25 protein-coding genes and 1 riboswitch are annotated in these 23,776 nt (G+C 49.2%); of the genes, 8 read left to right on the forward strand and 17 right to left on the reverse strand.

Features of this window, described 5'->3' with window-relative positions:
- Positions 1-12: 12 nt before the first annotated feature.
- Positions 13-669: an HAD family hydrolase gene (locus NE619_RS10785; RefSeq protein WP_256132424.1), complete on the reverse strand. Its 657-nt coding sequence runs from the start codon at positions 667-669 to the stop codon at positions 13-15.
- Positions 670-803: 134 nt separating this feature from the next.
- Between NE619_RS10785 and NE619_RS10790 the strand changes: the two genes are divergently transcribed.
- The gene (locus NE619_RS10790) at positions 804-1,250 is read left to right on the forward strand and encodes a MarR family winged helix-turn-helix transcriptional regulator (protein ID WP_256132425.1); all 447 of its coding nucleotides are present in this window, start codon (positions 804-806) and stop codon (positions 1,248-1,250) included.
- Positions 1,251-1,574, forward strand: a complete 324-nt coding sequence (locus NE619_RS10795) for a DMT family transporter (protein ID WP_256132426.1) — start codon at positions 1,251-1,253, stop codon at positions 1,572-1,574.
- 130 nt (positions 1,575-1,704) lie between these two features.
- Here NE619_RS10795 and NE619_RS10800 read toward each other — a convergent pair whose 3' ends face one another.
- From NE619_RS10800 to NE619_RS10810, 3 genes are all read right to left on the reverse strand, one after another.
- Positions 1,705-3,267: a DUF4153 domain-containing protein gene (locus NE619_RS10800; protein WP_256132427.1), complete on the reverse strand. Its 1,563-nt coding sequence runs from the start codon at positions 3,265-3,267 to the stop codon at positions 1,705-1,707.
- Positions 3,268-3,328: 61 nt separating this feature from the next.
- Positions 3,329-3,535 (reverse strand): helix-turn-helix domain-containing protein, encoded by a 207-nt coding sequence (locus tag NE619_RS10805; protein WP_256132428.1) that lies wholly within the window; start codon positions 3,533-3,535, stop codon positions 3,329-3,331.
- Between the two features lie 15 nt (positions 3,536-3,550).
- Positions 3,551-4,003 carry a DUF2975 domain-containing protein gene (locus NE619_RS10810; protein ID WP_256132429.1) on the reverse strand — a complete coding sequence of 151 codons (453 nt, stop codon included), beginning with the start codon at positions 4,001-4,003 and terminating at the stop codon, positions 3,551-3,553.
- Between the two features lie 818 nt (positions 4,004-4,821).
- Here NE619_RS10810 and NE619_RS10815 point away from each other — a divergent pair.
- The 4 genes from NE619_RS10815 (at position 4,822) to NE619_RS10830 (ending at position 9,903) form a co-directional block, all read left to right on the forward strand.
- Positions 4,822-5,559 (forward strand): response regulator transcription factor, encoded by a 738-nt coding sequence (locus NE619_RS10815; protein WP_256132430.1) that lies wholly within the window; start codon positions 4,822-4,824, stop codon positions 5,557-5,559.
- Positions 5,556-6,782, forward strand: coding sequence for a sensor histidine kinase (locus NE619_RS10820; RefSeq protein ID WP_256132431.1), 1,227 nt, complete (start codon positions 5,556-5,558; stop codon positions 6,780-6,782). The genes NE619_RS10815 and NE619_RS10820 overlap by 4 nt, the downstream gene beginning before the upstream one ends.
- A gap of 65 nt (positions 6,783-6,847) precedes the next feature.
- Positions 6,848-7,531, forward strand: a complete 684-nt coding sequence (locus tag NE619_RS10825) for an ABC transporter ATP-binding protein (protein WP_256132432.1) — start codon at positions 6,848-6,850, stop codon at positions 7,529-7,531.
- Positions 7,528-9,903 (forward strand): ABC transporter permease, encoded by a 2,376-nt coding sequence (locus NE619_RS10830; protein WP_330640718.1) that lies wholly within the window; start codon positions 7,528-7,530, stop codon positions 9,901-9,903. Before NE619_RS10825 ends, NE619_RS10830 begins: the two co-directional genes overlap by 4 nt.
- 91 nt (positions 9,904-9,994) lie before the next feature.
- Here the strand turns inward: NE619_RS10830 and NE619_RS10835 are convergent, their stop codons facing one another.
- Genes NE619_RS10835 through NE619_RS10860 form a run of 6 tightly spaced genes read right to left on the reverse strand, consistent with a single transcriptional unit; the run spans position 9,995 to position 15,149 of the window.
- Positions 9,995-10,411 (reverse strand): acyl-CoA thioesterase, encoded by a 417-nt coding sequence (locus NE619_RS10835; RefSeq protein ID WP_256132433.1) that lies wholly within the window; start codon positions 10,409-10,411, stop codon positions 9,995-9,997.
- A gap of 47 nt (positions 10,412-10,458) precedes the next feature.
- Positions 10,459-11,400 (reverse strand): DNA-binding protein WhiA, encoded by a 942-nt coding sequence (gene whiA / locus NE619_RS10840; RefSeq protein ID WP_256132434.1) that lies wholly within the window; start codon positions 11,398-11,400, stop codon positions 10,459-10,461.
- A gap of 16 nt (positions 11,401-11,416) precedes the next feature.
- Positions 11,417-12,265, reverse strand: a complete 849-nt coding sequence (gene rapZ, locus NE619_RS10845) for an RNase adapter RapZ (RefSeq protein WP_256132435.1) — start codon at positions 12,263-12,265, stop codon at positions 11,417-11,419.
- Complete coding sequence (locus NE619_RS10850) at positions 12,262-12,996, reverse strand: PHP domain-containing protein (RefSeq protein WP_256132436.1); 735 nt, start codon at positions 12,994-12,996, stop codon at positions 12,262-12,264. Before NE619_RS10850 ends, rapZ begins: the two co-directional genes overlap by 4 nt.
- Positions 12,986-13,894 carry a UDP-N-acetylmuramate dehydrogenase gene (murB, locus tag NE619_RS10855; protein WP_256132437.1) on the reverse strand — a complete coding sequence of 303 codons (909 nt, stop codon included), beginning with the start codon at positions 13,892-13,894 and terminating at the stop codon, positions 12,986-12,988. Before murB ends, NE619_RS10850 begins: the two co-directional genes overlap by 11 nt.
- Positions 13,875-15,149 carry an AI-2E family transporter gene (locus NE619_RS10860; protein ID WP_256132438.1) on the reverse strand — a complete coding sequence of 425 codons (1,275 nt, stop codon included), beginning with the start codon at positions 15,147-15,149 and terminating at the stop codon, positions 13,875-13,877. The genes murB and NE619_RS10860 overlap by 20 nt, the downstream gene beginning before the upstream one ends.
- Before the next feature lie 271 nt (positions 15,150-15,420).
- Here NE619_RS10860 and NE619_RS10865 point away from each other — a divergent pair, with 271 nt between their 5' ends.
- Together NE619_RS10865 and argH are read left to right on the forward strand one after the other, a co-directional pair.
- A complete protein-coding gene (locus NE619_RS10865; RefSeq protein ID WP_256132439.1) occupies positions 15,421-16,689 on the forward strand; it encodes an argininosuccinate synthase in 1,269 nt (422 codons plus the stop codon).
- Entirely contained in the window at positions 16,640-18,007 is a 1,368-nt protein-coding gene (gene argH, locus NE619_RS10870) for an argininosuccinate lyase (RefSeq protein WP_256132440.1), read from the forward strand. Before NE619_RS10865 ends, argH begins: the two co-directional genes overlap by 50 nt.
- 139 nt (positions 18,008-18,146) lie before the next feature.
- On the opposite strand, the gene NE619_RS10875 is transcribed toward argH, so the two are convergent.
- From NE619_RS10875 to NE619_RS10905, 7 genes are all read right to left on the reverse strand, one after another.
- Entirely contained in the window at positions 18,147-18,869 is a 723-nt protein-coding gene (locus NE619_RS10875) for an amino acid ABC transporter ATP-binding protein (RefSeq protein WP_256132441.1), read from the reverse strand.
- The gene (locus tag NE619_RS10880; RefSeq protein ID WP_256132442.1) at positions 18,856-19,530 is read right to left on the reverse strand and encodes an amino acid ABC transporter permease; all 675 of its coding nucleotides are present in this window, start codon (positions 19,528-19,530) and stop codon (positions 18,856-18,858) included. Before NE619_RS10880 ends, NE619_RS10875 begins: the two co-directional genes overlap by 14 nt.
- Before the next feature lie 76 nt (positions 19,531-19,606).
- Positions 19,607-20,392, reverse strand: coding sequence for a basic amino acid ABC transporter substrate-binding protein (locus NE619_RS10885; protein WP_256132443.1), 786 nt, complete (start codon positions 20,390-20,392; stop codon positions 19,607-19,609).
- A 701-nt stretch (positions 20,393-21,093) separates the two neighbouring features.
- Positions 21,094-21,270: a hypothetical protein gene (locus NE619_RS10890; protein WP_256132444.1), complete on the reverse strand. Its 177-nt coding sequence runs from the start codon at positions 21,268-21,270 to the stop codon at positions 21,094-21,096.
- Positions 21,271-21,324: 54 nt separating this feature from the next.
- The gene (locus NE619_RS10895) at positions 21,325-22,092 is read right to left on the reverse strand and encodes a universal stress protein (RefSeq protein ID WP_256132445.1); all 768 of its coding nucleotides are present in this window, start codon (positions 22,090-22,092) and stop codon (positions 21,325-21,327) included.
- An 18-nt stretch (positions 22,093-22,110) separates the two neighbouring features.
- A complete protein-coding gene (crcB, locus tag NE619_RS10900; RefSeq protein ID WP_256132446.1) occupies positions 22,111-22,491 on the reverse strand; it encodes a fluoride efflux transporter CrcB in 381 nt (126 codons plus the stop codon).
- 31 nt (positions 22,492-22,522) lie between these two features.
- Positions 22,523-22,596: riboswitch (Fluoride riboswitch) on the reverse strand.
- 131 nt (positions 22,597-22,727) lie between these two features.
- Positions 22,728-23,720 (reverse strand): glycosyl hydrolase family 18 protein, encoded by a 993-nt coding sequence (locus tag NE619_RS10905; RefSeq protein ID WP_256132447.1) that lies wholly within the window; start codon positions 23,718-23,720, stop codon positions 22,728-22,730.
- Between the last annotated feature and the right edge of the window lie 56 nt (positions 23,721-23,776).

Raw genomic sequence — 23,776 nt, forward strand, 5'->3', positions numbered from 1 at the left:
AAATTCTCCACTTTACCCATTAAGCCTACTGAGAACTTCCAGCAACTCCTCCGGGCGGTCGATTATATAGTCCGCCTCCTTTTCCGCAAGCAACTCCCGATCCCGAAAGCCCCAGGTTACCCCTACCGATATCAAACCCGCATTATGAGCCGTATCCATATCCACCTCGGAATCCCCCACATAGATCGCCCGGCTCCTGCCCGACCCCAGCTCCTCAAGAATTGAAAAAACGCTGTCCGGCGCTGGTTTTAAAGGCACATCCTCCCGCTGCCCTCTGGCCGCGTCAAAACTTCCCGGGAAATAATCCCGGCAAAGTTCGAGGACCGCCTGTTCATATTTATTGGAAATGACCGCCGTTTTGATGCCTTTTTTCCGCAATGCCGCCAGAAGCTGGGGAATTCCGTCATAGGCTCTGGTCTTATCCTGCCAATGGTGTGCGTAAAAATCTTTGAAGGCTGCCAGGCATTTTTCCATGTCCTGCTGAGAAGTGCCCTGCGGTACAGCCCGCATCATCAGATGACGCACCCCATTGCCCACAAAGTGGCGGACCTCTTCCACCGTCCGCGCCGGATAACCGCCGCAGGCCAGTCCCGCATTGGTAGCATCGGTCAAGTCTTCCAGCGTGTCAAGCAATGTTCCATCCATATCAAAAATTATTGTATCAATCATTTCATTCTCCTTTTCAACCCATTGATTGTATCATAAAGTTTTTGTAAATTACAGATTTTCCTTGAAAAAGGAAATGCAGTATGGTAGACTTCAATTAGTCCAATATCGGACTAATTTCAAAAAAGGAGTTTTCTATGTGCCTTCGAGATCAGATCAGACAGTATTATGACTTTTGGTTCGGCGCCTCACAGATTTATGAGGAATGGGCCAAGTCCCATGGACTGACGTCCAATACCCTGTTTGTCCTCTATACCATCGACGAATATTCCGGCCGCTGTACGCAGCAAATCATTTGCGAAAGACTGCTGCTGCCAAAACAGACCACCAGCAGCATCCTGGCAGAATTGCAGGCCCAGGGATATATAAAAAAAGAGCCCTCCTCAGAGGACAGGCGCAGCAAAATCGTCAGTTTCACAGAAAAAGGGCGGCAGTATGCGGAAAACATTTTAAAACAGCTCTATCGGTTTGAGGAAAAGGCTTTATCGGGCATGACGGTTGGCGAAAGGACCGATATGCTTGAAAATTGCAGTAAGTTTTTACAGCAGCTTCAAAATTCCATTCAACTAAAGGAGGAAAAATAAATGCCTTATGTTTATCTTGCTCTCGCCATTGTGGGAGAACTTGTAGGGACTGCGTTTCTAAAATATTCGGAGGGTTTCACAAAGCTGGTTCCATCCCTCATAACGATTCTGGCCTATGGAATCTGCTTTTTTCTCTTTTCCAAGGCCCTTTTAAACATCAATCTCAGCATCGCCTATGCCACCTGGTGCGGCCTTGGCGTCGTTGCCGCTTCCCTTCTGTCCGTCTTCATCTTCAAGGAGTCGCTGAACGCCGTAGGTGTCGTGGGGATTGTTTTTGTGCTGGTAGGCGTCGTGCTGCTGAACCTCTTCAGCTCATCCCATTAAAAAAGCGTGAATGGGGATCTCTGCCCCCGCCATTCACACTTTTTACCGCCCATCCCCAACGACCCGGGCTTTTATCCATCGAACACAACACACACTCTCCGCCTGCGGGGTATCGCTGTTTCAGCGAATTTTAAGCTACAGGAGGTTTTATTTCCCTTCGTATTTTTTCCGCCCGGTATTGCTGCAGGTTAAAGGTCTTAAAGCCCTCCTTTTCCGCAGCCGGTATCATTTCCAGGGTTCTCTCCGGCAGCATATTCGTGACAGGGTCCCCCGCAATGGCGCAGTACAGCACATAAGCATCCTCCCTGTTCCCCGTTTTTTGATAAGCCTCATACAGATACGGCACCGCTCCGTCCGACAGTTCTTCCATGCTGGCCCGGTCCATGAGCGCCAGCTTCCCGTCCAGATACTGCCCCATATTGTATTTTGCGATCTGACCGTCCACATTGCCGAAACAGAGGCCAAAGAAACAGATCAGCGCTGCCAGTATCACGGCTCTGCCGCCATTGAAGGGCTTGATTTGACCCAATAGAATAATCAGAAATACCGCAAAGAGAAAGACCATAAAGATCGAAGTATATATCCGCAGCCGCGTGAGGCCATAGCTTTGAATGTAAAGCACCATTTTACTGATATCAATCACAGTAAGAGCAATGGTAAACACTGAAAGGAGCATGATCTCAATTCGCAGAAGTTTGCCGGATGTCTTTTGAGACAGAAGCTTTGCCGCAAAGATAACGGCCAGATTGATCGCCGAAACCGCACACAGCTCGAAAAAACCATGTCTTGCATACTCCGCGTAGGTCATGTTTTCCGGCAGCATTTGTCTAAAAGCGGAGAACAAATAGCTGGTCTGCGCCAGGAAAAAGACTGCGTACACCAGATTCAGCCCTGCCAGGCCGGAGGACACAGCAGTGGCAGGTACAATGCGTAAACGCTGCATCGCGCCATCGACGGCAGACTTTTCTGGGACTTTCGGTTTCTTTTCCGCGCTGCCCCAGATCAGACCGCAAAGGTAGCAAGCCACCGGAATACCCAAAACGAAATACCACACATAGATGAGAACATCCTCTGAAACCGCTCTCCTCACCCCTTCTATCAAATGCTGGAAAGCGGGATCCGCTCTTACTAATAAAATAGTTACCGCAAACAGTACCGGCACCATGACCGCAATACCCAGCAGCGCCGCTGCCGTACCCTTTCCGCCCTTTCTCTGCCTGGTGCGCCTGATGAGGATATACAGCAGACATGGAAGATTGGCGATTCCCCTTGAAAATGTCTGATGGATCATATCCACCGCAGCATATTCCGACAATCTGTTTTCAATGGTACATTCCGTTGTCAAAGCGACCCAGTAAATGAAAGCCGCCATGATAAACAGCAAATTCAGCTCCTTTTCCAAACCACTGTCGAAGATCAGAAAGATCGATACCGATAACACCATGACACCCAGGCATACCAGGCTCCTTTTATTCTGCCGGCACCCTCTGCGATTCATATAAAAAGCCGCAACTGTGCAAACAACCGCCGTAAACACTACCGTTCCCGCACCCGGGCGAAAAGCGCTGACCAGTTCCCAAAACAGGAATCCCACAGCCAGCAGCAAGGTCGCGAATACTCCGTCTGCCTTTGAATACTCCCTGTCCCAGGCCCTTCCGCTCAAAGCCGATTTTTCCTTTAATGTATTTTCCATTCCAACACACTCCCCTCTTGATCCCTTTGCAAACGCCCGCGCCCCTTGGCAGGCCATTTGTCTATTCTTTCTCGTACTCCAAAATATCCCCCGGCTGGCAGTCCAGCACCCTGCAAATCTCTTCCAATGTGGAAAATCGAATGGCTTTCGCCTTATTGTTCTTCAAAATCGAAAGGTTGGCCGGTGTGATGCCGATGGCTTTCGCCAGATCGCCTGCGGAGATCTTCCTTTTTGCCATCATCACGTCCAAATTGACAACAATCCCCATTTCCGCGCCTCCTTTCTAAATCGTAAAATCATTTTCTGTTTTAATGATAACTGCTTCCTCGATCACGTTTTTGACCACCCGCAGGATCAGGCCGAAAAACGCAGCTACAATGGCAACGGCCAAAAAGATCAGATAATAATATACCGCACAGGCCAGAAATGCCGCCACCGCGAAGCAGCACCAGGAAATGATCCGCAAGTAACGAACGTTGCGTTCAACAAAGACCTCTTCCCTTTTGATGTTGACCAGCAGCCGATCCAATGAAAAGAGCGCTGCCAGTGCGGGCAGGCAGCACAGGTACAGAACCACCATCAGCGGCGTTATCTGCGCAAGCTGGCTGTAAGCCGGAGAAACCGCAATATAGGCGTTCAGCATTTTAGGCAGAAATGCCGCAAACACGAACACGGCTGCGATAAGCAGTTTCGTACATATAGATGATAACTGTAAGGATTTTGTTGAATTCCACATTGTCTTTCTTCCTTTCCCTTTCTTTAACAGCTGTTGCCTTATTATGCCACGAGCAAAACTGTTTGTCAATATATTTTTATCGAAAAACAATAAATTTATATTGATTATTAATATTTTTCACCGTTACTCTCTTCCTGTCTCCCGCACCTCTTCACAAAACGCAAGTTACATATAAAACATAATTTGGAATTTTTTTCAAATTTCCTGTTGACAAATATTCTTCCATAATATATGATATATGTAAATTAATTACATGTTATTAATTAAAAAATTCCACCCGGGAAACTACCGCATTTCAAGCGGTGTATGGTCAAATGGCCTTTTCTCAGGTACAGATTGCTGAAAAGCCCTAACAGCCGTATCGGCGCAGGGTATTGCCGAGGCTGTCTTGTCCCAAAGTCTGTGCTCCATATCAGCAAAAGGCCATTTGAGCATGCGTCTGCCCGGCGAAACACCGGGCAAAGGATAACAGGGATTTTGCTTCTATTTTAAAAGCAAAATCCCCTGTACCACAAACAATCGGGCCGCCGCCTAAAGCGATAAACAGTGTTCGCCTTCCTTCCTATAAACAATATATACAGCTTACTTTACGCATGCAGCAGGCCTTGACAGGGGCTTTGCGAAAATCGGCGGCCAACATGCCTTTGGTTCGCAGTCTGCTTTCCACAGGCTGCCTCCTTTCATCAGACAGCCGGGCCTGACAATCAGGGGCCGGCTGTTTTCATGTCCGCCTTACAGAATTGTAAGAAAGAACCAGCCCCTTGTCCCTTGTATCTTCATCCTCCGCAAAATATAATGGAGTTATCGGGAGGTGCGTTATGACTTATGGAACAATGAGCAGCGATTCGGCTGTGGGAAATGCTCCCAGGCTGCTTTTGCTTGAAGATGATATCAGTCTGGTGGACGGTCTGCGGTATTCACTGAAAAAGAACGGTTTTGATCCGCACATCGCAAGAACGGTCCGGGAAGCCAGAGAATTTTTATGTCAAGGAAATTATGATCTTCTTCTGTTGGACATCACTCTGCCGGACGGAAACGGGTTTGAAATCTGCGATCAGGTGAGGGGCCAGGGAAGCAGCATCCCGATTATCTTTCTCACTGCGCTGGACGAAGAGGTCAGCGTTATCCGCGGCCTGGACGGCGGCGGCGATGACTATATCACAAAACCCTTTAAGCTGGGAGAACTGTGCTCCCGGATCCGCGCTCTGCTGAGAAGATCCGGATTCACACAGCAAGCTGATGCCTCCCTGCTCCGCTGCGGAGATATTTCTATTGATCTTATCGCCAGCCGGGTTCTGCTGAAAGGCACGCCGCTGGAACTGACAGGCGCGGAATACAAGCTGCTTTGCCTGCTGGTAAGAAACGCGAACCGGGTCGTAGCCCGTGAGATCATCTTTAATGAACTCTGGGACGGCGCCGGTAACTTCGTGGATGACAACACCCTTTCCGTCTACATCCGCAGGCTGCGTGAAAAAATAGAAGAAGACCCCTCACACCCTGAACATTTGCTAACCGTGCGGGGGTTCGGATATAAGTGGAAGGAGGTAACTCTGTGAGCTTTATTCATGAAAAACAGTCCCGCAATTTTTTGCTTTTTCTGGTTCTTTGTGTCCTGCTGTGGGTATGCTCCGCTTTTTTTATCTATCAGCATCATGTAACAACAATCAAAGAAATGAACCTGCAGCAGGACTATGCCGTGGCATCCGCACTCTTAGAGCAGGGACTCTCTCCCGACCAAATAGCGGCGGCCGTAACCGGCACCTCCATCTCCTCCCCCGGCAGAGAGCTGATAAGGAAAATCGGCATTACTGAGGATACAGCTCTTCGCTTTCTTCCGATCACCCACCGCGCCAGCACCTCTCTTATACACACCCTTGCCCTGCAAACCTTACTGTTATCCGCATTACTGCTGACCGGCGGACTTTTCTTTCTTCGCAGGCGTGAAAAGCTTTATCTTCTGGCTGTCGAAAAAGTCACCCGTTTCATGGACGGCGATTTTTCCTCCCATCTGCCGAGAACGGATGAGGGATCGCTATATCGGTTGTTTGCTCTGGTGGACAGTCTGGCCAACGCCTTGCGGGCAAAGAACGAAACCGAGCATGAAGCCAGAAGTTTCTTAAAGGATACGATTTCCGATATCTCCCATCAGCTAAAAACGCCGCTGGCGGCCCTGAACATGTACAATGAAATCATCGCGGATGAACCGGACAATCACCTTACAGTGGCCGAATTTTCCCAAAAGACCGGACAGGCTCTGAAACGCATCGAATCTCTGATCGGCGCCATGCTCAAAATTGCCCGGCTGGATACGGGGAGCATTCTTTTCGAAAAGAGGCCGCATCCGGTGACGGAACTGGTATCCCGTGCCGCAGAGGATCTGAAAATCCGGGCAGAGCAGGAAGATAAGGTTATTTGCGTCTGCGGGCCTCCTGAGATCGTCGAATGTGATCTGGAGTGGACCTGCGAGGCCATAAGCAATCTGATAAAAAACGCCCTGGACCATACCGGAGCAAAGGGCCGGATCCACATTACCTGGGAGCGTTCTCATACCATGCTCCGCCTCTTTGTCTCCGATAATGGCACCGGTATTAATCCGGAAGATTTTCACCATATTTTCAAGAGGTTTTATCGCAGTAAAAACTCCCTGGATACGCAGGGAGCCGGCCTGGGGCTGCCCCTGGCAAAGTCCATCATCGAAGGTCAGGGCGGTCTGATCTCCGTACAGAGCACCCCTGGCGAAGGCACGGTTTTCACCCTTTCCTTCCTTACGGAACTGTAAGCTCAAATTCACCTCATTGTAAGCCGCAGGTGTTATTCTTTTCTATGAAAAGGAGGTATTTCCCTATGGAAATTTTAAACGTTCAAAATCTGCATAAAACCTACGGTAAAGGCGAAAGTCAGGTCCGCGCTCTGAAGGATGTTTCCTTTACCATGGAAAAAGGTACGTTCTGCGCGGTTGTAGGCGAATCCGGCTCCGGAAAAAGCACGCTGCTCAACTGCATCGGAGCTCTGGACACGCCCACATCCGGGAAGGTGTATCTGGACGGACAGGATCTGTTCTCTATGAAAGAGCAGAAGAGAACCGTCTTCCGCCGTCAGAATATCGGCTTTGTCTTTCAGTCCTTCCAATTGATCGCGGAGCTGACTGTGGAGCAGAATATTGTATTTCCTCTGCTCCTGGATTATCAGAAACCGGAGCAAAAGAGAGTCGATGAAATTTTAGAGGTGCTGGGTCTGTCCGACCGCCGCCATCATCTTCCGGGCCAGCTGTCCGGCGGCCAGCAGCAGCGTGTGGCCATTGGCCGCGCGCTCATCACCAGACCCATGCTCATTCTCGCGGATGAACCCACCGGAAACCTGGATTCAAAGAGCAGCCGGGATGTAATGGAGCTGCTGGTCAAAGCTTCCCGCCTCTACCAGCAAACGATTCTCATGATCACCCATAACATCAACCTTACATCCTCTGTGGACCGGGTGCTCCGGGTCACCGACGGCATCCTGACCGACCTGGGAGGGGCAAGAGAATGAAAGATAAAAAAATGAAACGCTACCTGGATCTGATTCCCATTTCCGCAAAGGTACATCGAAAACAGAGCCGCATGACTCTGATTTGCATCTCTTTGGCTGTCTTTCTGGTCACAGTTATCTTCGGCATGGCCGATATGGAAGTGCGCAGCCAGCGGATACAGGCTGTCAAAGATTACGGCAACTGGCACCTGATGCTGAAAAGCGCCGATGAAAAAGAAGCCGCTATGATCAAAGCCCGCCCCGAGGTGACGGAGGTAGCCTGGTACGGAGTCCTCAATTATCGGCTGGCCCAAGACTATCGCATTGATTCACAGAAAGCCGCAGTCTGCGGTTTTAATCCAGAGTTTCTTTCCAGCATTTTTACAGAGCTTGCCTTTGTGGAAGGAAATTTCCCCCGCAATGGCGAGGAGGCGGCTCTTACGGAAAACGCAAAGGAGCGCCTGAATCTGAAGGTCGGAGATTCCATTACCCTGGACACGCCCGGGGGAAAACCCTTCAAATATAAAATATCTGGATTCATCGAAAACACCTCTATGCTCATGAAGGCCGACGGCATCGGTACCCTTCTCAATCAGGAGGCGTTCCGCGCCCTGTCTGAAACGGCGGATGAGACTTTCGATCAAGACAGCTGCTATTATGTTCAGCTTTCAGAGCGCTGCGATATGAATGAAGTCATCGCCGACATTGCTGAGCAGTATCATTGGTCGGAAAAGGAAGACTTCGCAAAAAACACCAAGCTGCTGGCAACCCTTGGACAGAGCGACGATTCCTTTATCGGCCAACTGTACACCGCCGCTTTTGTTCTCTTTCTGCTGGTTCTGCTGGCCGGCATTCTCATGATTGCCAGCAGTCTCAACAGCAATGTCATGCAGCGGACGGAGTTTTTCGGAATGCTCCGCTGTCTGGGAGCATCGAAAAAACAAATCATCCGCTTTGTGCGCCTGGAAGCGTTCCAATGGTGTAAGTGGGCCGTACCCATTGGAATTCTGCCCGGGGTTGCGGTTGTTTGGGTGCTCTGCGCTGTTCTGCGTTTTCTGAGTCCCGCCTATTTTGCAGCGATGCCTGCCTTTGGAGTCAGCTGGATCAGCGTCATATGCGGAGCTGCCGTCGGGTTGCTCACCGTTCTTTTGGCCGCTCAGTCGCCGGCAAAAAAAGCAGCCAGAGTTTCTCCTCTGACCGCCGTATCGGGAAACGCATACGCTTTTCAGAAAGTGCGCAGAGCAGCCAATACCAGACTCTTTAAAGTCGATACCGCTCTGGGTGTGCACCATGCGAAAGCGAGCAAAAAGAATTTCCTACTGATGGCGGGCTCCTTCGCTCTCAGTATCATTCTTTTCCTGGCCTTTTCCGCTGCCATGGATTTTATGCACCACGCGATCCAGCCGCTGAAACCCTACACGCCGGATATCTCCATAGTCAGCCCGGACAATACCCGTTCCCTCAGCAGTGATCTGCCCGGCAGGCTGGAGGATGAATCCCCGGCAGAAAAAGCTTACGGACGCATGTTCGCCTATGACATCCCCGCCGAGACCCATAAAAAATCACTGAAGCTTGATTTGCTATCCTATGAAAAGCATCAGTTCCAGTGGGCGGAAGATGCGCTGCTCCAGGGATCGCTGGAGGATGTCCGCCAAAAGAAAGACGCTGTCCTTACTGTCTATGACCGTCAAAATCCCCTGAGATTGGGAGACACCGTCACCCTCCGGTCCCAGGGCGAAACAAAGGAGGTAACAATCGCAGGCATTCTGTCTGACTCGCCTTTTAATCGCGAGGAAGGAAAGGAAATTCTCATTTGCTCGGAGGAGACTTTCCGCAGCCTGCAGGGAGCAGGCGGTTATACAATTGTAGATGTTAAGTTGTCCGACGAAGCTTCGGATCAGGACGTCAACGAAATCCGCAGAATGGCCGGCCCGGATACAGTATTTTCCGACCGGCGGGCATCCAATGCCGAAGCACAGGGGGCCTACCTTTCCCTTGCCCTCTTTATCTATGGTTTTCTGGTGGTAATCGCGCTGATTACAGTCTTTAACATTATCAACAGCATTGCCATGAGTGTATCGGCAAGACTTCGTCAGTATGGGGCCATGCGAGCCATCGGCATGAGCAGCAGGCAGCTGATTAAGATGATTTTAGCCGAATCCGCCACCTATGCGGCAGCCAGCAGTATCATCGGCTGTATCGCCGGCCTGCCGATTCATCGTTTTTTATACGAAAATCTGGTCACGTCCCGTTGGGGAGATCCCTGGCAGCTTCCGCTGGGTCCTCTTCTCTTAATCATGCTGCTGGTAGCTGCGTCTTCTGCAGCCGCTGTCTACGGCCCGGCAAAACGCATCCATAGATTATCCATCGTGGATACGATCAGCGCCCAATAACGATCGTTCCTGTCCGATGCTCCGCAAAAAAGGCTTCCTTCGCAATCTTGCGCAGGAAGCCTTTTTTCATCCGTCATTTGCAAACAAACCTCTATTTTGCCGCGGAAGCCAGTCTTTCGTACAGCTCCGGGAAGTTCTTTTTCAGGCGCATGGGAACCAGATCCGGGTCCGTAAAGCCATGGCTGCTGGTGCCGGTTACTTTCACCTGTCCGTCTTCTTTTCCAATCACCTCATATGCCAGATATACGGAAGCCCCTTTCAGCTTTTCAACCCAGGAACGAATGATTACAACCTCATCAAAGACCGATGGGTTCTTGTATTCACAGTTCACGCCAATCACCGGCATCCAGATTCCCAGGCGTTCCAGCTCCGAATAAGGATACCCCAGAGAACGGAGAAGATCGTTTCTTCCCATCTCAAACCAGCGAATATAATTGGAGTGGTGAACAATTGCCATAGCGTCTGTCTCAGCATATCCCACTCTGTGTTCCATTTCAAATTTTCTCATAGCAAACTCCTTCTGTAATGTATGTATTTATGAAAACCGGCTTATGCCTATAGCTTGCCGGCGAGTTCCTCGATTTTTCGGAATCGATTGTTGATACCGGATTTTTTCATGGGAGGGTCCATCATATCCGCCAGCTCCTGCAGAGTCGCCTCCGGATTATCAAGCCGCAGGATCGCCACCTCATAAAGCTTGTCCGGCAGAAAACGCAGCCCCTTGGTATCCTGTATCTTGCGTATCCAGCCCAGCTGCTTTTCGGCAGCCTGCAGAGCCTTATCGATATTGGCGTTGTCACAGTTGTTGATCCGGTTGGCCTTGTTGCGGATTTCTTTTGTGATTCGCACGTCTTCAAAGGCAAAGATTTGTGAATGGGCGCCCATGATAGCCAGAATATCAATGATCTGTTCCGCTTCCTTCACATAGACCGCATAATTCTTTTTCCGCACAGAAACCTTCGCATGAAGGTCCACAAAACTGTTAATCAGCTTTTTCACATCGCCCGCCAGAATCTGGCTGTTGCAGTTAAATTCAATATGATAGCCTTTTTCCGGGTCTGTAATGGTTCCCGATGCCAGAAAAATACCTCTCAGGCAGGCCTTGCGGCAGCATTTGGTCCGAATCAGTCCGTCATAAATGCCATCGCTGATATAGTTCATACCTTCCTTTACCATCAGAATTCCGGTTTCCCTCAGAATCTGCTCGCTGAGATCCTCCGGCCCGATGGTGAGGATATAGGCGCGGCCCCTTTTCAGCGTATTCCCCTGCCCCACTTCCAGCGCGGCGTCAATGCCGAAATAATCCTTAATCAATTTTTTATAGTGGCGCGCCACCGCCGGTATTTCCGTAGTCGTTACAATTCGGAACTTTCCGCCGCCGACCAGCCGAATGCTGCCGCACATGCGAATAAAGCCGGCGATTTCCGCCAGCATACAGCACTTTTTTTCCGGCATCACGTGGGCCAGTTCATTTTTCGTTTCCATTGAAAATGACATCGTACTGCTTTCTCCTCTACAAATCCCTGTGTTCCACCGTGATTCGTTTTCCGCCGCTCTTGAGGATTTCCGCCATTTCATTGGCCATAGCCACGGAGCGATGGTGTCCGCCCGTGCATCCGAAGCAAAGGTTCAAATTGTATTTACCCTCCCTCATATAAGAAGGGATCAGCTCCATAATCAATTTCTGAGCTTCTTCAATGAACCGTTTGGTAACGTCCTGTTTCATCACATAATCGCGAACTTTTTTATTGTTTCCGGTGAGCTGCCGCAGGGACTTCACATAATATGGGTTGGGAATGAACCGCATGTCGAATACCATATCGGCCCCCAGAGGTATCCCATTTTTATAGCCAAAGGACATAATATTGATGACAAAAGTCTTTTCACTCTCCCCGGAGGTAATCAGATCCTTGATCTCCTGCCAGAGGCGGGCCACCTTCATATTGGACGTGTCAATGACGTAGTCAGCCCTGTCCCTCAGGTTTTTGAGCATCTCAGTTTCTTTCCTGAGCCCTTCCAGCGTGCTCTCTCCCTTGGACAGCGGATGCTGTCTTCTGCTTTCACTGAAACGTCGGATCAGCACGCGGTCCGAGGCTTCCAGATACAGAATCTTGTAATTGATGCCGCTGGCAGCCAGATCTTCAAGAGCTTTTTCCATATCCGCAAACAATTCGCCGCCTCTCACATCCACTGCAAAGGCCGCCCGTTCAATAGGCGTGGATTCGTTGGCCGCCAGCTGAACAAAACTCTTAATCAGCGCCGGAGGCATATTATCCACGCAGTAGTATCCCAAATCCTCCAGACAATTCATCGCCTGGGTCTTTCCTGCTCCCGATAGTCCCGTTACAATTACTGTATTCATTTAATTTCCCTCAGATTTACAATCCGGCAAAGGTCCAGACCGGCCTCTTTGGCCCTTTCCAGACCGCCTTCGAAATCACCGATTCTTCCCGGTACATGGGCATCGCTGCTGATGATAAACTGCGCGTCAGTCTCTGCTGCGATTTTGATCTCTTCCACCGTCATATGGGGATGCCAGGTACTGATCTCCATCAATGTATCCGTATCCGCACAGGCTTCCGCTATGGGGAGCATGTCAAAGGGCCCTTTATCACCCGGATGCGTAAGAATCGAGATATCGTTCTCATACAAAGCTTTTATCACCATGTCCGTATTTTTGATCTTCAATTGTTTTTCCCCCAGTGTCAGGCCGTGGTTCCAGAGCCAGTTGGACACGCAATATCCTTTTGGCAGTCCGTAATGGTATCCGGCGATGACGAAATCATACTGGTCGTACTCGTCCGGGCGGATATCCAAGTGATTGCCCGTCTTGATGATGTTGGCCTCCACGCTCAGATGGATACTGATTCTGGGATACTTTTTATTCAGCAGTTCAATTTCTTTACGCATGACCGGAACATCCTTACGCTTGATGCCATAGAACAGATGTCCCGGGCCATGATCGGTTATAGCTACATGGGTCAGCCCCCGGTCGAGAGCTGCCCGTACATTATCTTCAATGGTCCCCTTCCCATGGGAAAAAATCGTATGGGTGTGGAGATCATAACCCATTTCATATTTCTTATTCTCCAATGATCCTTACCTCCGGCTCTAATTTTACACCGAACTTATCGAGAACGGACGCCTGTACGATCTCCATCAGCCGTATGATATCCGTCGCCGTAGCGCCCCCTGTATTTACAATAAAACCACTGTGCAGAGGCGAAACCTGCGCGCCTCCCACCGAAAGTCCCTTCAGCCCCGCGTCCTGTATCAGCTTACCGGCGAAATATCCGGTCGGGCGTTTGAAAAAACTGCCGGCGCTGGGCAGTGAAACAGGCTGCTTTTCATTTCTCCTGGCGGCCAGTTCCTTCATTTCAGCTCCGATGGTCTCTTTATCTCCCTTTGCCAGTTCCAATGTGACGTTTACTGCCACGTCTCCCGTATTGTGAAGGATACTGTGCCTGTAGCCCAGCTCCAGTTCTTCGCAGGAAAGCGTATATTCTCCGCTGCCGTCTTTTTTGATGATTCTGGCCTCGCGGATGATACCGGCCATCTCTCCGCCGTATGCTCCCGCGTTCATGAATACGGCTCCTCCGAGGCTGCCGGGAATGCCGCTGGCAAATTCAAAACCTGTCAGCTCTGCGTCCAGCGCAGCCCTGGCAACAGATGACATCAGCGCCCCGCAGCCTGCCGTTAGAATTTCTCCATGGATTTCGATCTGCCCGAAGGCATCTCCCAGCTTAATGATCGCCCCCCGGAAACCACCGTCCTTCACCAATATATTGGACCCATTTCCCATGACCATGTACGGCATGTCCGTCTCCGCCAGAAGGCTGAGCGTGAATTTCAACTCCTCTTCGTTTTCCGGCAGGATCAGAAAGTCCGCCTTTCCTCCTGTCCGAAAAGATGTAAATCTGCTCATATCGCAGTTTTCCAAAACTGCCTTTTCCCCTAATCTTTCTGTCAGTCTACCCTTTAAAAATGCCACTTCCCGGCCCCTCCTTTTTTTTCTTTTTCTTTTTTTTCTTCTTTTCCTTTACCCGGTATTTATCAATGGTATAGTCGCGGATATCCGTAGAAAATCCTCGTTTGTCCAGCCTCCGGTTTATATTTCTGCTGAAATATGCGTAAAATACGGCAAAGATCGGTATTCCAACGATCATTCCCACGAAACCGAACAGTCCCCCGCCTACCAGAATCGCAAACATGACCCAAAAGCTGGAAAGCCCCGTGCTGTCCCCCAGGATCTTTGGCCCAATGATATTTCCGTCCACCTGCTGCAGAATCAGAATGAATATCAGGAAATAGATGCACTGCATCGGATTTACCATCAGAATCAGCAGAGCCGAAGGTATGGCTCCGATGAACGGACCGAAAAACGGTATAATGTTGGTAATACCGATGATGCAGCTGATCAGCAGCGGATACTCCCAGTTCAGTATGCTCATGACGATAAAGCAGATGAGTCCTACGATCAGGGAATCAATGATCTTACCGTTGATAAAACCGCCGAACGTCTTATTGGTATATGCTGCTCCTCTGAGGATCTCTCCCGCCCTCTTCTCGCTGAAAGTGGCCAGAATCAGCTTTTTCGACTGGGCCGCGAAAAGATCTTTGCTGTTGAGAAAGTATACGCATATGATAATTCCTACAAAAAAGTTTTTCAGAATCGTTATAACGCCGAACACGCCTGTGGAAATGCTGGTGGCGATCTCCATATAGCTGGGCAGCATTTTTTCTTCTACATATTTTACTACATTATCCGTAAAACGGTTGACCCAGTTTTCCAGGGTCGCCTGCATTTCCGGATAGTTGGTCGTCTTTGTATCAATCCAGTGGATGAAACGGTTCATACTGTCCGGCAGGATATCAACGACATGCATGATGCTGTTGATGAGTCCCGGTATGATCATCCAGCAGAACCCTGTTATGACGATAAAAAATACCAAAATCGAAATAAATGTAGCCACTCCCTTGGAAAGAGACAGGGCCCACTTTGGCCTCCTCGCTCTCCTGTACAGCGCCGAATACATGTTTCTGGTTGTAAAATTATAAATCGGACACAGCAGATAGGCAAACACCAGTCCATAGATAAACGGAGTTAAAATAGCCATACCAATGCTGATCAGTTCCGAAAACACATCGAACCGGTAAATCGCAAAAAATACAAGAATGGCCGCCACGATCACGAAAAAAGCGGTCAGCCCCCATTTTTTCTGCTTTTCTTCAAATTGAAATTTCATACAAAACGCTTCCTTAATATATATCTCTTTTATTATATACACATTTTTCAGACAATAACACAGCTTTCTGCGCTGTAATCCCATTTTACAACATTTATGCATTAAAGTCTTTAGCTTTTTTATGATTATTATATTTTTTGTGGATTTTTTACAAAAATGGGGTTGATTTTTTATACCTTTGTTGTATAATTAGCCTATGTTTTAAATTTTTATTCACACTATGAATTAATTATTCATCAGTATACAAAGATTTTGAGGAGGGTTTATTAACATGGCTAAAGAAAAAGTGGTATTAGCCTATTCGGGTGGTTTGGACACCTCGATCATCATGACATGGCTAAAGGAAAACTATGACTATGACGTAATCGCAGTCTGCTGCAACGCAGGACAGAAGGAAGACTTCGACGCCATCGAAAAGAAAGCGCTGGCAACGGGTGCCTGCAAAGCGATCACCATCGATCTGAGAGAAGAGTTCATTACGGACTTTATCTGGCCGACGCTGAAAGCCGGCGCGATCTACGAGAACGAATACATGCTGGGAACTTCCATGGCAAGACCGCTGATGGCCAAAAAACTGGTCGAGGTGGCTCAGCAGGAAGAAGCCTTTTACATAGCCCACGGATGTACCGGTAAGGGAAACGACCAGGTTCGTTTTGAAACAACGATCAAGGCCCTCGACCCGGCTATTAAGATCATCGCTCCCTGGAGATTCTGGGATTTTGAATCCAGAGAAGATCTGCTGGAATACGCGGCGGCTCACAACATCCCTATCAATCAGAGCGAAGCCAAGATTTACAGCCGTGACGAGAACATCTGGCACATCAGCCACGAAGGCGGCGAGCTGGAAAACCCCTGGAATGAACATTACGATACGATCCACGTTCTCTCCGTTCCTCCTGAAAAGGCTCCGGACGAAGTGACTTATGTGGATATCGACTTCGAAGCCGGCGTTCCGGTAGGCATCGACGGACAGAAGATGGGCCCGATCGAGCTTTTGACAAAGCTCAACGAACTGGGCAGCAAGAACGGCGTAGGTACGGCCGATCTGATCGAGAACCGTCTGGTGGGCATGAAGTCCCGCGGCGTCTATGAGACTCCGGGAGGAACCATCCTCTTCGCGGCTCACTCCGCACTGGAAAAGCTGATCCTCGATAGAGACACCACGCAGTACAAATATATTGTAGCTCAGAAGTTCGCGCAGCTGTGCTATGACGGCCTGTGGTACACGCCTCTGCGGGAAGCCATCTCCGCTTTCGTAGACGAAACACAGAAGCTGGTTACCGGTACGGTAAAAATGAAGCTTTACAAGGGAAGCGCAGTTGCTGCAGGACGCAAATCCCCCAACTCACTATACAGCGAAGAATTCGCTACGTTCAGTAAAGACGAAGTATACAACCAGAGCGATGCGGAAGGTTTCATCAACCTGTTCTCACTGCCTCTGAAGATCCGCGCAATCCAGAAACAGAACTCAGAAGGAGGAGCAAAACCCAATGAAGCTTTGGAAAGGAAGGTTCTCAAAGGCGGCGACTTCGTCCGCTGATGAATTCAATGCATCCATTGAATTTGACCAGAGACTGTATAAAGACGATATCAAAGGCAGTATCGCCCATGCGACCATGCTGGGAAAACAGGGCATCATAGCCGGCGAAGAAGCCGATTTGATCGTCAAGACGTTAAAAGAAATTGAAGCTGACATAGATGCCGGTAAGGTGGAGTTCACCATCGAATCGGAGGACATCCACATGAATATTGAGTCGATCCTCACCGAGAGGATCGGCGCTGTGGGCAAAAAGCTCCATACGGCCCGCAGCCGTAACGACCAGGTGGCCGTAGACATCCGCCTCTATCTGAAAGACGAAATCGCAGCCATCGATCAGCTACTGAAAACGCTGATGGACACTTTGGCTGACCTGGCGGAAAAGCATCAGGATACAGTGATGCCTGGCTACACCCATTTACAGCGGGCGCAGCCGGTTACCCTGGCCTACCACCTGCTGGCCTATTATCAGATGTTCAAACGGGACGCGGACCGCTTTGCCGATTGTCTGGACCGGATGGACTATCTGCCTCTGGGCTCCGGCGCGCTGGCGGGTACCACTTATACGACGGACCGGGATTTTCTGGCGGAAAAGCTGGGATTTAGGGGCGTCTGCCCCAATGCCATGGACGCTGTGGCGGACCGGGATTTTGCCGTTGAGTTTATCAGCTGCTGCTCCATCACCATGATGCATCTGTCCCGTTTCTGTGAGGAGCTGATCCTCTGGAGTTCGGTCGAATTCGGCTTTGTGGAGATCGACGACGCTTACTCCACCGGCAGCAGCATCATGCCCCAGAAAAAGAATCCGGATATGGCGGAACTGATCCGCGGCAAGACCGGCCGGGTTTACGGTGATCTGATGAGCCTTCTGACCATTGTCAAGGGCCTGCCTCTTGCCTACAACAAAGACCTGCAGGAAGATAAGCTGCCTGTCTTTGATGCCGGAGACACGCTGAAAGCCTCTGTGAACATCTTTACAGAGATGATCGCAACCATGAAGGTCAACACGGGAAAAATGGAACATGCGGCCAAATACGGCTACATGAACGCAACGGACGCTGCCGACTATCTGGTAACGAAAGGCATTCCTTTCCGCGACTGCCACGAAATCATCGGAGGTATTGTCCTCCACTGTATCAATAAAGGCATTGCCATTGAAGAAATGTCCATGGAAGAATTTAAATCCTTCTCCGATAAATTCGAAGATGACATATACGATAAAATTGCCGTGCGCAGCTGCATTGAAGCGAAAAAATCCAAAGGCTCCACTTCCTTTGAAAGCGTAAAGCAGCAGCTGGCTGACATTAAGGCCGGTAAATAATGGCTCCGCAAACAGTTAAAACCAGCCCCGCGTCAAACGCGGGGTTTTCTTTTATACAAAAAGGCACATCCTGCCGCCCGTAAGGCATTGGCTCGGATGTGCCTTTTATTCTATCTGCTGCTTATTCGCTATAAATTGTTTACAGAACCTTGCTTAGAAAGCCCTTTGTTCTTTCGTTCTGAGGATTGGAAAAGAGTTGCTCCGGTGTACCCTGTTCCATGATGATTCCCTCGTCGATAAAGAATACCCGGTCGGCCACTTCTCTGGCAAATCCCATCTCATGGGTCACGATAATCATCGTCATGCCCTGTTCCGCCAAATCTTTCATAACTGCCAGAACTTCTCCTACCATTTCCGGGTCCAGCGCCGATGTGGGTTCGTCAAACAGCATGACCTCCGGATCCATGGCCAAGGCTCTTGCAATGGCGACTCTCTGCTGCTGTCCGCCGGAAAGAGATCTTGGATAGGAATCCGCCTTATCTTCAAGTCCCACTGTCTTCAACAGTTCGTGCGCTTTCTTGTCCGCTTCTTCTTTGCTCATTCCTTTGACCTGAATGGGAGCCAGCGTGATATTTCCCATGACCGTCATATGTGGAAACAAATTAAAACTCTGGAACACCATGCCCAGTTTTGTTCTGATTTCATCGATGTTCACTTCCGGGCTGTTGACCTTCTGACCGTCCAGGTAAATTTCTCCGCCGGTGGGCTCTTCCAACAGATTCAGGCAGCGAAGAAAGGTGCTTTTTCCCGAACCCGACGGGCCGATCACACAAACTACTTCTTGCTCTTTTATGGTTTCCGTGATGCCCCGTAATACTTTCAGATCCCCGAAAGCCTTCTCTAAATTTTTAACTTCGATCACTTCGCGCCATCCTCCTTTCTATGTAATTGACAAGTCTTGAGAGTGTCAGCGTCATAGCCAGATATACGATAGCCACGCCGATATACGCCTGGAAGAATAAAAACGATTGAGATGCCCAAAGCTGTCCCTGTCTCGTAACCTCAACAATACCAACCATAGACAGTATGGAAGTCTCTTTAATCAATGTTATAAATTCATTTCCCAGCGCCGGTACGATAATTCTAAACGCCTGGGGAACAATGATGTAACGCATGGTCTGCCTGCTGCTCAGGCCCAATGACCTGGCCGCCTCCGACTGACCGACGTCGATGGCCTGAAGGCCGCTTCGTATGATCTCCGCCATATACGCCGAACTGTTAATTCCGCAGGCCACGAAACCAATCACAATCTTAATCTCCCAGTGAAAGGAAACGCCGAAAAGCGAATTGATAATCTGCGGAACACCATAAGCTAAAATCAGCACTTGTACCAAAAGGGGCGTACCTCGCAAAACGTCTACATAGATTGTCCCTATAATACGCAGAATTCTAAACCGGGATCTTTTCGCCGTAGCGACAAGAAGGCCCACAACCAGCCCGATCAGCACAGCGACTAAGGAAACTGCCAATGTTATCGGAACGCCCTTCAGCGCGATAACTATGCCGTGTAAATATTCCTGCACCTTAAATCCTCCTTATAATAAGAATTGACCTTTGACCGTGATCGCGGCCAAAGGTCTCGCATTCATTCCTATTATCCTATTTGTTGAACCATTCGTCAACCAGTTTGTCAAAAGTTCCGTCTTCCTTGATGTTTTTCAGACCGGCGTTAATCTTTTCTACCAGCTCGGTGTTTCCCTTCTTAACGGCGAATCCATAGTTTTCCGCGTTCAGAGGTTCACCTACCATCTTGATCTTGTCCGGCTGCTTTTTCATGTAAGCTTCTGTTACCGGCTTATCGTTGATTACTGCGGAAACATCACCGTTGATCAGCTGCAGCATCGCTGTATCGAGTCCGTTGAGGATAACCGCTTCTTTGATCTTGCCCTGCTTTTGCAGTTCCTGGGTCTTGTTAGCGCCCGTAGTTCCTGTCTGAGCCGCTACCTTCATGTCCTTTGTCAGGTCATCCACGCTCTTGATGGTGTTGTTGTCCTCTTTTACGGCAACCATCAGCTTTGATTCATAGTAGGCATCGCTGAAATCAACCTGCGCCTGTCTGTCCTTGTCGTCCTTGTTCATTCCTGCTGCGATGATATCGATGTTTCCAGCTTTCAGCGCCGGAACCAGACCGTCAAAGGACAGGTTCTCGAAAGTTACCTCGAAGCCCTGATCTTTACCGATGGCTTTGATCAGATCCATGTCCAGTCCAACGATATTCTGTTCTTCATCCGTAGTATCAAACGGAGGGAATGTAGGCTCTGTTCCTACCTTATAGGTTACTTTTTCAGCATCGCCGGCGCTCTTGTCGCTGTCGCTTCCGCCGCACGCTGCTAAAGAAAATACCAGCACCATGGCCAATAAGACCGCTATTATACTTTTCTTCATTTTTCTTTCTCCTCTTAATATAGTATCTTTAATAATTATACACTGATTACGCATAATATTCAAGCTATAAATCGTATATTAATTGAGATGTTTATCAGCTTTTCGATAGACTGTCTTACGGTGCAGTCTTTTCTAACAATATGCACATTTGTTCAACAACGGATTCATTTCGGCCCTATTGTTGATGTATTTCCAAGGATTTGCGGTCCCTGCTCCTGTTCGGAGCTTCATATTGAGCGATTTTCTATGTGCGCAAGCTCTGCATCCTTGAAAAAAGATCAACAGAAACTAAATTTTTCGCTGCCTGTTGATAAAAATAGCAATTTTCCTTTTTTGACAGTTTTTCATAAGGGCACGGCTTCGCCGTAAAGTCGAATATCCTTATCTAACCTGCGACCATAGTGCTTCTTTGGGGACAATGGTTGCGGGATTTAGCGGCAAAATTGGAATTTGGTCGCAAGCCCCAAACCATTCTCTGCTCTCCACCGCATCCGGACCGCATTTTGTCAGAAAGGAACGTCTATCCAATTTCATATTGTAATGCGCTAAATTGTTTCCGGATCTTTTGTCAAAAGTAGGGGGTAAAAGCGGATCTTTTTTCAACGTTTCTTACCCTTGCGTGGCAAGCTTAAATGGAAATTTCCAAAAAATAAATCCGTAAAACCCGCAAACCCACATATTTTATCCGCTCCGGCCTAGTTTCAAAGCAAAAAGCGCCGGAGGGAGGCCACCTCAAAGGCATCCCAGATACCGTACATGATATTCGCCACCTTCTTGGCATCCCCCAGAAGATAGATTTCCGGAACCTCAAACTCCAGTTCCACTGTCGACTTGGCACAGCGGGCCGTTCCCGGCAAGTCTGGGGATTGGCCGCACAATTGAGAGCCCAATACTCCTGTGAGCTCTCCGGAACGGAGACTACGATCTGAATATCACCTGTTGCCCCTTTCTTCTTTTGGCTCTTCATATTCATATCTGATAACCGCGGGGTCAAAAGGCCTTGGATTGACGAGATCAATCCGATCCTCCTGCCCAAAATTAACTCCTACGAAAAGTTCAATTTCTCTGCTTTCACCGGCACTGATGTTATAATGGGCCTTTTGATGATTTCCCGGCTCCATCGTCCAGGTGCCGCCGTCCGGATTGTAGGCCGCATGATTCAGGCGCACCCTTCCTTTCAGCACCTCGATTCTGTAGACACACGTTCCGGCCGCGGACGGAAGCAGGCAGGAATCCGCACCCTTGCAAAACTGTCCCGACAAATATACGGTGGCACTGTGTTCCTTGCAGATATGCCGTTCAACTTCCGGGACGATGATGACCAGACACCTTGCGTACTTAAGTACATAGGATGTCACCGATCCCAGCTTTTGTATGTAGCCTTCCCTTGTGGAGCGGGTCATCACTACGGCTGTAATGTTATCCTCTTCCATATGCTTTAGAATCGTATTTCCGATATGTCCGAAGTCCACAATTTTTTTCACCCTGTAGCCTTGCAGGATCTCTTCCGCGTTTGTAAAGATGCCCATGGACTGTTCTTTGATTTTTTCCAGCTCCGCTTCCTCGCTCACAAACTCGCAGTCGCTGCGTACCGTCATTAGAATAATCTCTACATCTTCCTTGCGATACAAACGCCTGACCTGCTCCGCTGCCTGAAAGCAGCGCTCCGATCCATCAATCGGCAGTAATAATCTTTTCATGGCAACAACCTCCTGCCCCTATGCTCCCAGATATCCGGCAATCCATTTCCCCGCATAAACGCCCGCGATGCACAGCACAACGCTCATTCCAATATACAGCAGGCCTATAAGGCTTTTCCCCTCCTGCATGATGTTCAGGGATTCCAGCGCAAATGTGGAAAAGGTTGTGAAGCCGCCGCATATCCCCACTTTTAAAAACAAAACCACGTTTTCTCCCAGTTCCTCATAAGACTCCGAAGATTTAACGATCATGCCGATCAGAATCGCGCCGATCACATTGACCAGCAGAGTCTGTAAGGGCAGCGCGCCTTTGTGCAGAAACGGTATCAGACCGACCAGATACCGCAAAACCGAGCCTATGAAGCCGCCGGCGCCGACGGCCAAACAATTCAATACCATCCATTATCCTCCTACAAAAAAACTTCTGCAACGAATTGCAGAAGTCATCAGCTGTAACAGCGGTTTTGGCATGTGCCAGGGGAGAACCTCATTCCCTATGCTTAGTATAGCATACTGGCGTTTTAAAATCTATGTTTTTACGCGCCTGTCATTTCCTATACGAATTGTAAATTTACAGCCTCACGAAAAAAGACAACTGTTCAATCAGCTGCCTTTTTCTGTCTCTGCTCCCAAAACTACACCTTTGCCACCTGATACATCTCCCGCAAAACCTCTGACCCGGCAGGAAAGTAATCCATGATGTTCCAATAGCTGATCCCCGCCAGCCCATACTCTGAAACCAGCGTCAGCTTGGCTCGCAGACTTTGCACATTCTCAAACCAAACTACATGCGACACCCCGTCTCCGTCCGTATAGTAATAATAGGGCGACTGGGCTGCCTCATCAAAAAACACTTCCGCCCCATAACGTGCCGCCCGTGCGGCAGCTTCATCAAGAGAGAGCTTTTCTGCTCTGGATTCTCCCTGGATAAAGGGAAGTTTCCAATCGTATCCGTAATTGGGAATTCCCATCAGCAGCTGATCGGGCGGGATCTCGCTAACCGCATAGTCCAGGACCCGCCTAACCTGATCCAGGGGAGCCACAGCCATCGGAGGCCCAAATGCATGGCCCCACTCATATGTCATTGTCAGGATAAAATTAGCCGCCTGCCCCATGCCCCGGTAATCATGCCCTTCATACAAAAGTCCCCTCTGGCCCGCCGATGTCTTCGGAGCCAGCGCCGCTGTCACCAGATACCCGGCCGCATTGAGTTTTTCCCTCGCCGCCCTGACCAGATTTGTATATTGATCTCTGTTTTCCGGCAGCACGTATTCAAAATCAAAATCCACCCCGAACATGCTCTTGGTGCGAATATTGGCCAGAATATTTTCGACTAATCGGTTCTGTGCCTGCGGATTTTCCAGCAGGGCTCTTACCAGTTCGTTATTAAAAGCACCCTGACTGTCCAACGGGGTCAGGACCATCAGAGCCTGCACACCCGCCGCCTGCGCCGGGCCTGCGATGTTTTCATCCATAAGATCGATCAGCTGCCCTTCCGGTGTAAATCCATAGCTGAACGTGGAAACAAACGTCAGGTCAGGCAGCCACGCATTCAGCGTTTCCGGCGCGATGCTGGGATATGCGTATCCGTTAACCAGAATCGTTTCTTTCTGTTGTTTTTCTGCCATATAAAAAACCACCTCCCGATAAAGGTTATGCGGCCGAAAGGTGGTTTATATCTTTT

The organism is Anaerovorax odorimutans (assembly GCF_024459955.1).
GTDB classification, from domain to species: Bacteria; Bacillota; Clostridia; order Peptostreptococcales; family Anaerovoracaceae; genus Hominibacterium; species Hominibacterium odorimutans_A.